At 70.1% G+C, this 12,923-nt stretch carries 14 protein-coding genes; 7 read left to right on the top strand and 7 right to left on the bottom strand.

The genetic code is table 11. The annotated features are described in order from the left end of the window. The 3 genes from ACESMY_RS21200 to fsa form a co-directional block, all read right to left on the bottom strand. The coding region (locus ACESMY_RS21200; RefSeq protein WP_372786622.1) for a site-specific integrase at window positions 1-485 on the bottom strand (485 nt) is incomplete at its 3' end. Between the two features lie 10 nt (window positions 486-495). Continuing rightward, window positions 496-1,179 (bottom strand): DUF484 family protein, encoded by a 684-nt coding sequence (locus ACESMY_RS21195; RefSeq protein ID WP_372786621.1) that lies wholly within the window; start codon window positions 1,177-1,179, stop codon window positions 496-498. A gap of 60 nt (window positions 1,180-1,239) precedes the next feature. After that, on the bottom strand, window positions 1,240-1,893 hold the full coding sequence (gene fsa / locus ACESMY_RS21190; protein WP_372786619.1) for a fructose-6-phosphate aldolase: 654 nt from the start codon (window positions 1,891-1,893) through the stop codon (window positions 1,240-1,242). Window positions 1,894-1,959: 66 nt separating this feature from the next. Between fsa and ACESMY_RS21185 the strand changes: the two genes are divergently transcribed. Next, the gene (locus ACESMY_RS21185) at window positions 1,960-4,122 is read left to right on the top strand and encodes a primosomal protein N' (RefSeq protein WP_372786618.1); all 2,163 of its coding nucleotides are present in this window, start codon (window positions 1,960-1,962) and stop codon (window positions 4,120-4,122) included. Here ACESMY_RS21185 and ACESMY_RS21180 read toward each other — a convergent pair. Together ACESMY_RS21180 and ACESMY_RS21175 are read right to left on the bottom strand one after the other, a co-directional pair. Continuing rightward, on the bottom strand, window positions 4,119-4,520 hold the full coding sequence (locus tag ACESMY_RS21180; protein ID WP_372786617.1) for an AprI/Inh family metalloprotease inhibitor: 402 nt from the start codon (window positions 4,518-4,520) through the stop codon (window positions 4,119-4,121). The genes ACESMY_RS21185 and ACESMY_RS21180 overlap by 4 nt on opposite strands. A 54-nt stretch (window positions 4,521-4,574) precedes the next feature. After that, window positions 4,575-5,384: a TerC family protein gene (locus tag ACESMY_RS21175; RefSeq protein ID WP_372786616.1), complete on the bottom strand. Its 810-nt coding sequence runs from the start codon at window positions 5,382-5,384 to the stop codon at window positions 4,575-4,577. 511 nt (window positions 5,385-5,895) lie between these two features. Between ACESMY_RS21175 and ACESMY_RS21170 the strand changes: the two genes are divergently transcribed. From ACESMY_RS21170 to ACESMY_RS21160, 3 genes are all read left to right on the top strand, one after another. Then, window positions 5,896-6,573 carry a CHAP domain-containing protein gene (locus tag ACESMY_RS21170; protein WP_372786615.1) on the top strand — a complete coding sequence of 226 codons (678 nt, stop codon included), beginning with the start codon at window positions 5,896-5,898 and terminating at the stop codon, window positions 6,571-6,573. Between the two features lie 68 nt (window positions 6,574-6,641). Continuing rightward, a complete protein-coding gene (locus ACESMY_RS21165; protein ID WP_372786614.1) occupies window positions 6,642-7,595 on the top strand; it encodes a magnesium transporter CorA family protein in 954 nt (317 codons plus the stop codon). An 80-nt stretch (window positions 7,596-7,675) separates the two neighbouring features. Further along, the gene (locus tag ACESMY_RS21160) at window positions 7,676-8,890 is read left to right on the top strand and encodes a pentapeptide repeat-containing protein (RefSeq protein WP_372786613.1); all 1,215 of its coding nucleotides are present in this window, start codon (window positions 7,676-7,678) and stop codon (window positions 8,888-8,890) included. A 3-nt stretch (window positions 8,891-8,893) separates the two neighbouring features. Here ACESMY_RS21160 and ACESMY_RS21155 read toward each other — a convergent pair whose 3' ends face one another. After that, window positions 8,894-9,328 carry a DUF488 family protein gene (locus ACESMY_RS21155; protein WP_372786611.1) on the bottom strand — a complete coding sequence of 145 codons (435 nt, stop codon included), beginning with the start codon at window positions 9,326-9,328 and terminating at the stop codon, window positions 8,894-8,896. Between the two features lie 52 nt (window positions 9,329-9,380). Between ACESMY_RS21155 and ACESMY_RS21150 the strand changes: the two genes are divergently transcribed. Further along, window positions 9,381-10,259: an alpha/beta fold hydrolase gene (locus tag ACESMY_RS21150; protein WP_372786610.1), complete on the top strand. Its 879-nt coding sequence runs from the start codon at window positions 9,381-9,383 to the stop codon at window positions 10,257-10,259. Here ACESMY_RS21150 and ACESMY_RS21145 read toward each other — a convergent pair. Then, complete coding sequence (locus ACESMY_RS21145) at window positions 10,256-11,173, bottom strand: thioesterase family protein (RefSeq protein ID WP_372786609.1); 918 nt, start codon at window positions 11,171-11,173, stop codon at window positions 10,256-10,258. The two genes, ACESMY_RS21150 and ACESMY_RS21145, sit on opposite strands and share 4 nt — an antisense overlap. A gap of 144 nt (window positions 11,174-11,317) precedes the next feature. Here ACESMY_RS21145 and ACESMY_RS21140 point away from each other — a divergent pair, with 144 nt between their 5' ends. Together ACESMY_RS21140 and ACESMY_RS21135 are read left to right on the top strand one after the other, a co-directional pair. Further along, on the top strand, window positions 11,318-12,148 hold the full coding sequence (locus tag ACESMY_RS21140; protein ID WP_372786608.1) for a cytochrome b/b6 domain-containing protein: 831 nt from the start codon (window positions 11,318-11,320) through the stop codon (window positions 12,146-12,148). After that, the gene (locus tag ACESMY_RS21135; protein ID WP_372786607.1) at window positions 12,145-12,921 is read left to right on the top strand and encodes a molybdopterin-binding protein; all 777 of its coding nucleotides are present in this window, start codon (window positions 12,145-12,147) and stop codon (window positions 12,919-12,921) included. The genes ACESMY_RS21140 and ACESMY_RS21135 overlap by 4 nt, the downstream gene beginning before the upstream one ends. The last annotated feature ends 2 nt before the right edge of the window (window positions 12,922-12,923 follow it).

The following is a 12,923-nucleotide window of genomic DNA, read 5'->3' as shown; positions in this document are numbered from 1 at the left end:
TCGGAGATCCGCAGGCCGCAGCCGTAGAGCAGGGTCAGCACCGCCTCGTCGCGGGCGGCCTCCCAGTCCTCTCGGTCGGGGTCGAGGCCCGGTTCGGCTATCATGCCGCGCGCCTGGTCTTCGCTGACGGGGCGGGGCGCGCCGGGCTTCACGCGGGGACCGCGGACGAGCGCGATGGCCGAGTTGGGCGCGCCCAGCCGGCGGTCGAGGAAGCCGTGGAAGGTGCGGATGGCCGAAAGCGCCTGGCTGAGCGAGCGGGGCGACAGCGGCCGCTCGCCCTGGCGCAGGTGGGCGAGCCAGGCGCGGACCTCGCCGGCCGTCACCTCGGCCAGGGTCGTAAGCGAGATCGCCTCGCCCCGGTGCTGTTCCAGAAAGCCGATATAGCGGGAGGCGGCGAAGCCGTAGGCCTCCAGGGTGCGGGGCGAGGACCGGCGTTCGTGGGCCAGGTGCTCCATCCAGAGCGCCAAGGCCTCCCTCGCTGTCATTTGGGGCCGGTCACAGGATGGGCCAGCGCTCGGCGGTGCGTTCGACCACGCGGGCGAGGAAGGCCACCAGCTCGGCGCCCATGTCCTCGGTGAAGCTCTCGGCGTCGGCCGAGCCGAAGGCCAGCAAGCCTTGCCGCGACGGCTCCCAGATCGCCATGCGGACCATGGCCATGGACTTGATCGCTTCGCCCTGGTCGCCGAACAGGCCGAGCGCGGTGGGCGCGAAGCCCATGCGGGCCAGCCGCTGCGGGCCGCCGAGGATCATGTCCACCTGGCCCTCGACCAGCCTCTTCCAGCCGGCGGGCGGCAGGCCTTCGGTCTCCAGGGCGATGACCCCGGCGGTGAGGCCGAAGCGCTGCTGGGCGAGTTCGTCAACGCGGCGGGCGAGGTCGGAATGGTTGCGGGCCTCCAGCAGGTCGACCACCGCGCCATGGGTCTGGGCCTGGGCCGAAAAGTTGGCGCGGGCGGTCTCTTCCAGGTGCTGGCGCTGGGTGGCCTCGCGCTGGTGGGCGGCGTGCACGCGGGCCATCACCGCCGGGCCGAAGTCGACGATATTGCCGACCGCGACCTTCAGGCCGAGCTCGTCCAGCAGGCCGTGGTCGCCGGTCAGGAACTGCGGATTGTCCGACAGGAAGCGCCGCACGGACGCAGGCTCCAGCCGGGCCTCTTCGATTCCGCCCTGCGACCCGTCCATCTGCGCTCCCCAATTCCGACTTGGCGCTCTTCCGGACGGCTTGGCCTGGAACGCGCGACTCTACAGGATCGACTGTCCCGTTTTGGCCCAGTCGCTCATGAACTGATCAAGACCCCGTTCGGTTAACGGGTGCTTGAAGAGGGCGTTGAACACGTCAGGCGGAATGGTCGCGCAGTCGGCGCCGGCCAGCGCCGCGGTGGTCACGTGGGCGGGGCCGCGGATCGAGGCCGCCAGGATCTCGGTGTCGAAATCGTAGTTGTCGTAGATCGCGCGGATCTCGACGATCAGGTCCATGCCGTCCGCGCCGTGGTCGTCCAGCCGGCCGATGAACGGAGAGATGTAGGTCGCGCCGGCCTTGGCGGCGAGCAGGGCCTGGGCCGCCGAGAAGCACAGGGTGACATTGGTGGCGATGCCCTCGTGGGCGAACTCACGGGTGGCGATCAGGCCGTCGCGGGTCAGCGGCACCTTGACCACGACGTTGGGGGCGATGGAGGCGAGCTTGCGGCCCTCGTCCAGCATGCCGGCGGTGTCCATGGCCGCGACCTCGGCGCTGACCGGGCCCTCGATCGCCGCGCAGATCTCGGCGATCACCTGCAGCATCGGGCGGCCGGACTTGGCGATCAGGGTGGGATTGGTGGTCACGCCGTCCACCAGGCCGGTCATGGCCAGGTCCTTGAGGACCGCCACGTCGGTGGTGTCGAGGAAGAGCTGCATCGAAATTACCTTCTTTGAATGTGCGCCGCTTGTAGCCGCCCCGGGCCTCAGCGCAAAAGCCTCTGCATGAGCCGCATCGCGTCCGTCCTGTTGCCGATGCCCCTGCCGGAGGCTTTCGACTACGCCGAGCCCGAGGGCATGGGGCTGGAGCTGGGCGACCAGGTGGCCGCCCCGCTTGGTCCGCGCCTGTTGCGCGGCGTTGTGGTGGGCCTGCGCGAGGCCGCCGGCGGCAACCGGCCGCTGAAGCCGCTTGAGGCCATCCTCGAAGAGCCGCGCCTGCCGCCGCGGACGGTGGAGTTCGTGCAGTGGGCGGCGCGCTACGCCGTGGATTGGCCGGGCCAACCGCTGGCCATCGCCTTGCGCGGCGCCCGTGCGCCCAAGCCCCGGCCGGTGCGGATCGCCGAGCTCACCGGCGCCGCGCCGGCCCGGCCGACGGCGTCGCGGACCAAGGTGCTGGAGGCGGCGACCGCCCAGGCGCTCAGCCCGCCCGACCTGGCGCGCGCGGCCGGCGTCGGGGCCGGGGTCGTCAAGAGCCTGGTCGACGAAGGGGTGCTGGCCGTCAGGCTGGTCGAGGCCGTGGCGCAGTTCGCGCCCCCGGACCCCTCTCGCCCCGGCGCGACGCTCAACGCCAGCCAGGCCGCCGCGGCCGCCGAGCTGAAGGCCATGCTGGCCGGCGGCGGCTTCAACGTCGCCCTGCTGGACGGGGTGACCGGCTCGGGCAAGACCGAGGTCTATCTGGAGGCCGCCGCCGCGGCGCTCGCCGCCGGTCCGACCGCCCAGGTGCTGATCCTGCTGCCGGAGATCGCGCTCACCCAGGCGGTGATCGGCCGGGTGGCGGAGCGTTTCGGCGCGGAGCCCGGGGAATGGCACTCCGACGTGGCGCCGCCGGCGCGGCGCAGGGTCTGGGAGGCGGTGGCCACGGGGCGGTGCCGGATCGTGGTCGGGGCGCGCTCGGCGCTCTTCCTGCCGTTCCAGGACCTCAAGCTGATCGTCGTCGACGAGGAGCACGACGCCTCCTTCAAGCAGGAGGAGGGCTTCATCTACCACGCCCGCGATCTGGCCGTGGCGCGGGGCAAGATCGAGGACGCCGCCGTGATCCTGGCCTCCGCGACACCGTCGCTGGAGAGCCTGCGCAACGCCGAGCAGGGGCGCTACCGCTGGCTCAGGCTTTCGACCCGGCACGGTGCGGCGCGGCTGCCCGACATCGAACTCATCGACCTGCGCGAGGCGCCGCCCGACCATGGGCGCTGGCTCTCGCCTCGGCTGGTCAGGGCCATGGGCGAGACCTTCGCCCGCGGCGAGCAGACGCTGCTGTTCCTCAACCGCCGGGGCTATGCGCCGCTGGTCCTCTGCAAGGCCTGCGGCGAGCGGATGACCGCGCCCGACACCGACAGCTGGCTGGTGGAGCACCGCTATTCCGGCCGCCTCGTCTGCCACCTGACGGGCTTTTCGATGCCCAAGCCCAAGGCCTGTCCGCACTGCGGGGCGCACGACAGCCTGGTCTCCATCGGCCCGGGGGTCGAGCGGGTGGAGGAGGAGGCCAAGGGCCTGTTCCCACGGGCCCGCGTGGCGGTCTTCTCGTCGGACACGGTGTTCGACGCGCGCGAGGCGCGGCGGCTGATCGAGGCCATGGCCGACGGCCAGATCGACATCCTGGTGGCCACCCAGGCCGCGGCCAAGGGGCACAACTTTCCGAACCTGACGCTGGTGGGAGTCGTGGACGCCGACCTCGGCCTGCGCGGCGGCGACCTACGGGCGGCCGAGCGGACCTATCAGCTCCTGGCCCAGGCCACCGGCCGGGCGGGCCGCAAGGACCGGCCGGGCCGCGCGCTCCTGCAGACCTGGGCCCCGGAGCACGCCGTCATGCAGGCGCTCGCCGCCCAGGACCGCGACGCCTTCGTGGCCGCCGAGATGGCCGAGCGGGAGCTGGCCGGCCTGCCGCCGTTCGGGCGGCTCGCCGCGGTGATCGTCTCGGGCGTCGATCCGATCCAGCTTGAGACCTTCGTCCAGGCCATGGCCCAGGCCGCGCCCAATTCGGCGGGAGTGGAGGTCTACGGGCCCGCGGACGCGCCGCTCGGCCTGATCCGCGGACGCCGCCGCAAGCGCTTCCTGGTGCGGGCCGACCGGGCGGTCGATCTCTCGGCCTATATGGCGACGTGGCGCGCGCGGGTGAAGCCGCCGGCCTCGGTCCGCGTGGCCATCGACATCGACCCCTACAGCTTCCTCTAGCCGGGGAGGCCCTGCCCGATCTGGCCGGGCCCGCCACGACGCAGCTGGATGTCCACGCCGCTGGAACGGTGGGCGACGAAGAGGCTGTTGCTCCAGCGGTGGAAGGCGATCAGCGGTTGGCCGTCAGACCCGGTCAAGGCCATGCCGTCCTTGGTGGTTTGCCAGCCTGTGGGGCTCACCGGCAGGTATTCCCCGCAGGTCGCCGACGTCTTGACGGCATGGGATGCGCTCAGGGTGACCGTGCAGAGCGCGTGACCGGCGTACTCGATCGTCCAGGGGCCCGCGGCCTCGGCGGGGGTGAGCGGCACGCCGGCCTGGTTGTCCTCCGCGACAGCGGCTGATGCGCCGGTCAGCAGGGCGGCCCCGGCCAGGCCGGCGGCGATCCTCAAGACTCTCATGGCTTTCTCCGTTGTGTGACGCGAGAACGCCGTTCGGGGCGACGGGGTTGCGGGTTAGTGCAGCGTCCGGTCGTCGTCAGCCGGCTTCTTGCCCGCCTTGCGCTTGCGCCGCGAGGCCATGTTCAGGCCCTCGACCAGGCCGGAAAAGGCCATGGCCGCGTAGATGTAGCCCTTGGGCACATGGATCCCGAAGGCGTCGGCGATCAGGGTCGCGCCGATCATCAGCAGGAAGCCCAGCGCCAGCATGACCACGCTGGGGTTGTTGTGGATGAAGCGGGCAAGCGGTCCCGACGCCACCAGCATCAGGCCGACCGCGATGATCACCGCGGCCATCATGATCGGCAGGTGCTCGGTCATGCCGACCGCGGTCAGGATCGAGTCGATGGAGAAGACGATGTCCAGCAGCAGGATCTGGGCGATGGCCGCGCCGAAGCTGACGGTCGCCCCGCCCCGCTTGTCGAGCAGGGTCTCGCTCTCCTCGGGATCGACCGAGTGATGGATCTCGCTGGTCGCCTTCCAGACCAGGAACAGGCCGCCGGCCAGCAGGATCAGGTCGCGCCAGGAAAACGAGAGGTCGACCATCGGGTGACCGTCGGCGAGCGACGGGACGGCGAACGGCAGCACCAGAACCGGCTTGGTCAGGCTGACGATGAAGGCGATGCCGGAGAGCAGCACCAGGCGCATGATCAGCGCCAGGCCGATGCCCAGCCTGCGCGCCCGGGCGCGGCTGGCTTCCGGCAGCTTGTTGGAGAGGATGGAGACGAAGACCAGGTTGTCGACGCCCAGCACCACCTCCATGACGATCAGGGTCGCCAGCGCGATCCAGGCTTCGGGGCTGGCGACCAGCGCCGCAAGATCGCCCATGGAATGCTCCTCAACGCCGGCGTCCTGGAGCCTTCTATCGCATCGGCTGATTTCAGCTAGGGAGCGTCAAAATCGCCTTGATCGCCCGAATTGCAGGCGATACCGGCGCCCGGCGCCCGTCTCGCAAACTTGTGAACGATATGGGTGAGAAATTCGCGCCAGACGCGAACACCGCTGCTTCACGCGCGAGCTCTTGTTTCAGTCCATTACAGGGCCGTGATTTAGAGTTGTCGGAGCGTCGGAGTATGTGAATGCAAGCTTAAGAGGCGGGCTGTGACAGACGATCGTTTGGGGAAACGACATGTGCGATGGGATTGATATCTTGGAGGCCGGGAATTCATTGTCCCATTTTGCTTGTCAACTCTCTTGTTTCGCAACTATTCCGACGCCGGTCTGGTTAAGCTTGGCGATAGACGCGGCGCAGCGATCCGACACGGGCATCTAAACCCTCTTTTCACTCAATGCGAGATAGGGTTATCTCCTCGCAGTTCGCGTCGGGGAGTTCAAAAACATGCTCAAACGGACGAGAACCCTGCTGGGTTCCCTCGCCGTCGCGGCGGTTATGAGTCTCGCGCCCACGGCTGGTGGGGCGCTTGCGGACACCTATTGGCAGTGCGTTCCCTTCGCGCGCCTGATCTCCGGCATCCAGATCTTCGGCGACGCCCGCACCTGGTGGCAACAGGCCATCGGCAAGTATGACGTGGGCTTCCAGCCCAAGGCCGGCGCCGTCCTGTGCTTCAAGCCCACCGAGCGCATGCGCCTGGGCCACGTGGCCGTGGTCAGCGAGGTGCTGACCGACCGCATCGTCCAGATCACCCACGCCAACTGGTCGCCGATCGAAGGCTCGCGCGGCAAGGTGGAGAAGGACGTGACCCTGGTCGACGTCTCGCCCGAGGGCAACTGGAGCGAAGTGAAGGTCTGGTACGATCCCAGCCGCGATCTGGGCGGCTCGACCTACCAGACCTACGGCTTCATCTACCAGGACGCCAAGGCCAAGATCATGGCCTCGTCCGGGCTCTCCAGCGCCGAGAACACCGCCATCGCCATGGCCCAGTCCGCGGCGAGCCAGATGGCCTCGGCCGTCCGGCCCGGCTCCGGCCCGCTCTCGCTGCTGAGCCAGGCGGCGGACTCCACCGACCGTATCGCGGCCCTGATCGCCAAGGCCGCGCGCGGCGACGGCGGCAACTGAGCCACATCGCCTGACGAATTGACGGCCTCGGCGAGCCGCTCCACTAGGAGGGCTCGCGGAGGCTTTTGATGCTCAGACTCCTTCGGCACGGCGCAGCGGGCCTGGAGACGGTCACGCCGGCGGACGGCTGGCGGCCGGCCGAGGATGTCTTCTGGATCGACCTCCTGAAGCCGACGCGCGCCGAAGAGCTGGCCGTCGAAGCCGCCGTAAGCCTCGAAATGCCGACCCGCGAGGAGATGGCCGAGATCGAGCCCTCGAGCCGGCTCTATCAGGCGAACGGCGCGACCTTCATGACCGCCACCCTGCTGTCGCGCCGCGACGAGGAGCACCGCAGCGAGGCGCCGGTGACCTTCGTGCTGACCAAGGGCCTCCTGATCACCATCCGCTACGATGAGCTGCGCGCCTTCGACCTGTTCGCCGAGCGCGCCCAAGGCCAGGGGATCGCCACCGGGACCGCGGCGCTTTTCAGCCTGCTGGATGCGGCGGTCGAACGGCTCGCCGACCTGCTGGAGACGACCGGCCTGGACGTGGACGGCGTGTCCTCGGCGATCTTCCGCCGCCCGAAGGGCGCGCAGTTCGAGGCGCTCCTGACCGAGCTGGCCCGGGCGCAGTCGCTCACCTCGAAGACCCGCAACAGCCTGGTGAGCCTGTCGCGCATGTTCAGCTTCGCGGCCCTCGCCCACGAGATCGCCGAGGACGCGGAGTGCCGGGCGCACCTCAGGACCCTGCAGCGCGACGGCCAGTCGCTCACCGAGCACGCCGGCTTCCAGTCGAGCCACATCGCCTTCCTGCTGGATGCGGCGCTCGGCCTGATCAACATCGAGCAGAACGGCATCATCAAGTTCTTCTCGGTGGCCGCGGTGATCCTGATGCCGCCGACCCTGGTGGCCTCGGTCTACGGGATGAACTTCCATCACATGCCGGAGCTGGCCTGGCCGTTCGGCTATCCGATGGCGCTTTCAATGATGGCGATATCGGCGATCCTGCCGATCCTGTGGTTCAAACGGCGCGGCTGGTTCTGAAGACCCGGCCCGCGCGCCGGCCCCGGGCAACCGTTCTTTAAGTGACCTGAGTGCATTTTGCCGTCGCGCAAAGGTTCTCCATGTCCTCCCAGGCCCAACCCCACCACCTGGCCCTCGACGCCCAGGCTCTTCGCGAGGCCGTGGAGGCGCACCAGCGCTACCTGGCCGGCCGCGCCGGCGGCCGCCGTCTCAGCCTGACCTACGCGGACCTTTCCAACTGCACCCTGGAAGGCCTCGACCTAAGGGAAGCCGACTTCGCCGGGGCCAATTTCCACGGTGCGACGCTCGCCCGGGCCAACCTCAGCCGCGGCATCCTGTTCGGCGCCGACCTGCGCGAGGCGGACCTCAGGCGGGCCAATCTCGGCCGCGCGGACCTGCGCGGCGCCTGCCTGCGCGGCGCGAACCTGGCCGGCGCGGAACTTCCGGGCTGCGACCTGCGCGAGGGCCGTATCGCGCTGCAGGACAAGCTCGACGGTTTCCGCATCCTTCGCCACGAGCATCGCCCGGGCGAGCTGAACTACGCGATCCTCTCCGGCGCCAACCTGGCCGGCGCCCAGATGACCGGTGCGGTGGCGATGTCCAGCGACTTCACCGACGCCAACCTCTCGGGCGCGCAGATGGCCGGCGCCAAGCTGACCCGCGCGGTCCTCGATGGCGCCGACCTGACCGGCGCCGACCTCGCGGGGGCCGACCTTTCGGGGGCCTCCATGAAGCGCACGGTCCTGACCGGCGCGAACCTTGAGAGCGCCACCCTCGACAACGTCGACATGAGCGACGTCCTGCGCGCCCCGCCGCCGGTGGTCTATGTGGACCAGCGGCCGATCGACCAGGTGCTGGCCGAGTACGAGGCCTACTGCGACTCCAGCGGCGAACGCGGCTCGGTCTCGGACTTCAGCAACGTCGACTTCCGGACCATGCGCACGCTCAAGGGGCGCCGGCTGACGGCGATGGTCGCCCGCGGCGCGGTGTTCTTCGGCCTCGACATGCAAGGCGCCCAGCTGCAGGGCGCGGATCTCTCCGGCGCCGACCTGCGCGGCTGCGACCTGCGCGACACCGACCTTCGGGGCGCCAAGCTTTCCGGGGCCTCCTTCACCCGCGCCGACCTCCGCGGCGCCAAGCTCGGCCCGCTGACGATAGGCGACGGCCGGTTCGTGCGAACCGACTTCACCCGCGCCGTCCTGCGCAATGCCGACCTGCGCGGCGCCCACGCCGTGCGCGCCCGCTTCCTGGAAGCCGACATGACCGGCGCCAACCTGCAGGGCTGCGACCTCACCGACGCCGAACTCGAGGTCTAGCGCCTAGAGGTTCTCGATCCCGCAGCCGAGCGTCTCGCAGATCCGCTTGGCCAGGATCGTGCGGTGGCAGCCGGCGGCGTCGGCCTCGTAGCAGAGCAGGGCCACCTTCTTGCCGCCGCGGACAATCTCCGTGGCCTTGGCGAGCTCCAGCTGCGCGCCGGGCTCGGCCATGTGGGCCTCGAAGATCTCGTGCATCTCGGCGATCCTGCCCTTGCGGGCGAACTCCCGGCCCGCCTTGGGCGTGCCCAGCTGGCGCAGGTGGACATAGCCGATCCCCGCCTCGTTCAGGCTGGCGGAGAGCAGGGTCTTGGAGAACCCCGCGCGGCGCGAGGACGCCACGGCCCGCACGTCGATCAAGAGTTCCACGCCCGCGTCCTTCAGGCGCTGGATGACGGCCGGCTGGGTTTCGCGCTCATAGCCGATGGTGGCGAGCTTCATGTCTTCTCCTGAGGCTGACGGCGGCTATATGGGAGCATCGCAAGGGGACGCCATGGACGCCAGGGTCGACGCCGAGCCGCAACAGCGGATGATCGCCCTGCCGACCCGCGGCGGGACGATGGCGGCGCTGGAATTCGGGCCGAGCGACCGGCCGGTGGACATCGTCTTCTCCCACGCCAACGGCTTCAACGGCCGCACCTACCGCACGATCCTGCAGCCGCTGGCGGGCGCTTTGCGGATCCTGGCGCTGGACCTGCGCGGCCATGGCGCGAGCACCCTGCCCACGGTCATCGAGGGCCGCCAGGGCTGGCTGGAGTTCCGCGACGACCTCCTGGCGCTGCTCGCGGCGGCCTGCGAGGCGCCGGTGGTGCTGGCCGGCCACTCGATGGGCGGGACCTCCAGCCTGCTGGCGGCGGCGGCCGAGCCCGGCCGCGTCCGCGCGCTCGCGCTCTTCGATCCGGTGGTCATGCCGACCGACATGCAGCGTGATCCGCAGGCCGTGTCCGAATCACCCCTGGTGCAGGGCGCAATGCGCAGGCGGGCGACCTTCGCGAGCCGGCAGGCCGTGATCGAGGCCTACCGTGGCCGCGGGGCCTTCAAGACCTGGACCGAGGATCAGCTGGCGGACTACGTCGCCGCCGGCTTCCGCGAGACCGCAACGGGCGAGGTCACCCTGACCTGCACGCCGGACTGGGAGGCCTCCAACTTCCGCACCCACAACTACGACGCCTGGGCGGCTTTCCGCGCGAGCCGCTGCCCGATCCGCATCCTGCGGGCGGAAGAGGCGTCGACCTTCCGGCTGGAGGGCCACGAGGCCGAACTCGCCGCCGACGGCCGCATCCGCGTCGAGACGATCCCGGGAACCTCCCACTTCCTGCCCATGGAGCGCCCGGACCTGGTGGGTGAGACCCTGCTGGCCTGCGTCGCCTAGAGCGTCAGGCCGGCGATCACCTGAGCGTTGGCCGCGGCCAGCGCTTCGTCGCTGAGCGTCACGATCTTGCGGGTCTCCAGGTCGAAGGAGACGGCGATCGCCTCGGCGACGCCCCAGGCCTTGCCGCTGTCCGGATCGAGCAGCCAATGAGTCAGTCTGCGGAAGCGCGCGTCGCCGCCGGAGGCGCCGGAGCGCAGCTCCACCCGGTCGCCGGCGCGCGGCCAGTCGAGGTGGATCAGCCGGTACTCCAGCGCCGCCCCGCCCAGGCGGGCGCCCTCGCCCTCGGCCCCCGACCGGCGGCCTTCGAGGATGTGCGGGATCGCCGCCGAGATGCGGGCCATCATCTGCTCGGCGCGCATGCGCCCGAAGGCGTCGCAATGTTCGGCCCCGACCGCGCCCAGGGCAGTCCGCCGGACGCCCAGCGCGTCGGCGCGGGCGAGGCTCGCCTGGCTCTGCACCGGATCGAGGCCGAGGCTGCGCGCGGCGGCCTCGGGCGGAACCGCGATGCGCAAGGCCTCCGCGCGTTCCAGCACCCGTCCTGGCCAGGGAAAGGGCCGGCCCTCGCGCGCGGTGGCGTGGGCGACCACGCTCTGGAAGCTGGCGGCGAGTTCGCCGGAGCCGTGGCGCAGCAGGAGCAACAGCCGCGCGTCGGTTTCGCCGATCTCCACCACCCCGCCGGTCATGACCAGCGGCGCGTTCGGCCGCGCCTCGCGCAGGAACCGGATGTGCTGCTCGCGGACCATCAGGGTCGCCCGCGCATCCGGCGCAAAGGCGTGGGCCATGCCCAGTTCGGCCGCGAGCCCGGCCAGTCCCTCCATGGCCTTGGCCACGTAGAAGCCGACGTTCAGATGGCCCATGGCGTCGCATTCCCACATGGCGACGCTGCCCCGCCAGACTTCCACCGCTTCGCCCAAGATCTGCTCCCCGCTGCCGCGCCGCGGACCTTAGGGGCGCGCGCGCCGCCCGCCTAGCGTCCGGCTCTGTAACCATCGGCGTCTCGCGCCCGAATGGCTTGTGTGTCAAAACCGGCGTGCGGCCTCGGGGAGGGACAGTCGAACATGGCCAATTCGAAGAAGGTCCTGGTCTATCGCCACGCCGCGGTGACGCGTGCGACCCACTGGATCAACGTCCTGGCGCTGACCCTGCTCCTGATGAGCGGCCTCAACATCTTCGGCGCCCACCCGGCGCTCTACTGGGGCCAGAAGGCGACCTTCGCCCATCCCTGGGTTTCCATCGGCGCGGTGGACAAGGGCGACCGGATGATCGGCGTCACTCAGATCGGCTCGAAGACGTTCGAGACCACCGGCGTGCTGGGCTATTCCGGCAAGGTCGGATCCCGCGAGCCGGTAGCCTTCCCCTCGTGGGCGACGGTGCCGAGCTACCGCGACCTGGCCGACAGCCGCCATTGGCACTTCTTCTTCGCGTGGCTCTTCGTCGCCAACGGCCTGGTCTATTGGCTGGTCGGCCTGATCGGCGGCCATATCCGCAAGGACCTCGTGCCGACCAAGGCGGATGTGAAGCCCCGCAACGTCTGGCATGAGATCGTCACCCACGCGCAGCTCAAGTTCCCCAAGGGCGAGGAGGCGCGCCACTACAACGTCCTGCAGAAGGGGACCTATCTTGGCGTGGTCCTGGTGCTGCTGCCGCTGATGGTGCTGACCGGCCTTTGCATGTCGCCGGGCTTCAACGCCGCGGCGCCCTGGCTGGTCGAGCTGTTCGGCGGCCGGCAGTCGGCGCGGACGATCCACTTCCTGACCGCCTTTGCGATCGTCGGCTTCATCCTGCTGCACCTGTTCATGGTGGTGGCCTCAGGGACCTGGAACAACATCCGCTCGATGGTCACCGGCCGCTACGCCATCGTGCCCGGGAAGACCGGAGAGACGGCATGACCTTCTCCACCCATCGCCGCGGCTGGCTGCAGGCCGCCCTCGCCGGGGCAGGGGCCCTGGCGCTCGGCGCCTGCGACAGGATCACCGGCAACCCCAAGGGCATCGGCTTCCTGGCCGGCGCCGAGGGCCTGACGCGCCGCGCGCAGCGGCTGGTCGTCGACCGCAAGGCGCTCGCCCACGAGTTCCACCCCTCGGACATCTCGTCCGACTTCCGGCCCAATGGTTCGATCGATCCGAGCGACACCGACTATGTGGCCCTGCGCGACAAGGGCTTCGCCGACTACCGGCTGGTGGTCGACGGCCTGGTCGACCGGCCGCTGTCGCTGAGCTTGGCGGACCTGCGGGCGGCGCCGTCGCGGACCCAGATCACGCGCCATGACTGCGTGGAAGGCTGGTCGTCGATCGCCAAGTGGACAGGCGCGCGGCTCGGGCCGCTGCTCGACCAGGCTGGCGTGAAGAAGACCGCCCGCTACGTCGTCTTTCATTGCGGCGATACGCTCGAGCAGACGCTCGACGGCTCGGGCCAGTACTATGAGAGCATCGACCTGATCGACGCCTACCACCCGCAGACCATCCTGGCCTACGCGATGAACGACAGGACCCTGCCGGTGGCGCACGGCGCGCCGCTGCGCCTGCGGGTCGAGCGCCAGCTCGGCTACAAACAGGCCAAGTACATCATGCGCATCGAGGCGGTGGCCGACTACGCCCAGCTCGGCCGCGGCAAGGGCGGCTTCTGGGAAGACCGCGGCTACGAGTGGTACGCGGGAATCTGAGG

Source organism: Phenylobacterium sp., from assembly GCF_041691455.1.
Lineage (GTDB): Bacteria > Pseudomonadota > Alphaproteobacteria > Caulobacterales > Caulobacteraceae > Phenylobacterium.
The sequence above is the reverse complement of the archived record's forward strand: the minus strand, read 5'-3'. Positions and strand labels throughout refer to the sequence as shown.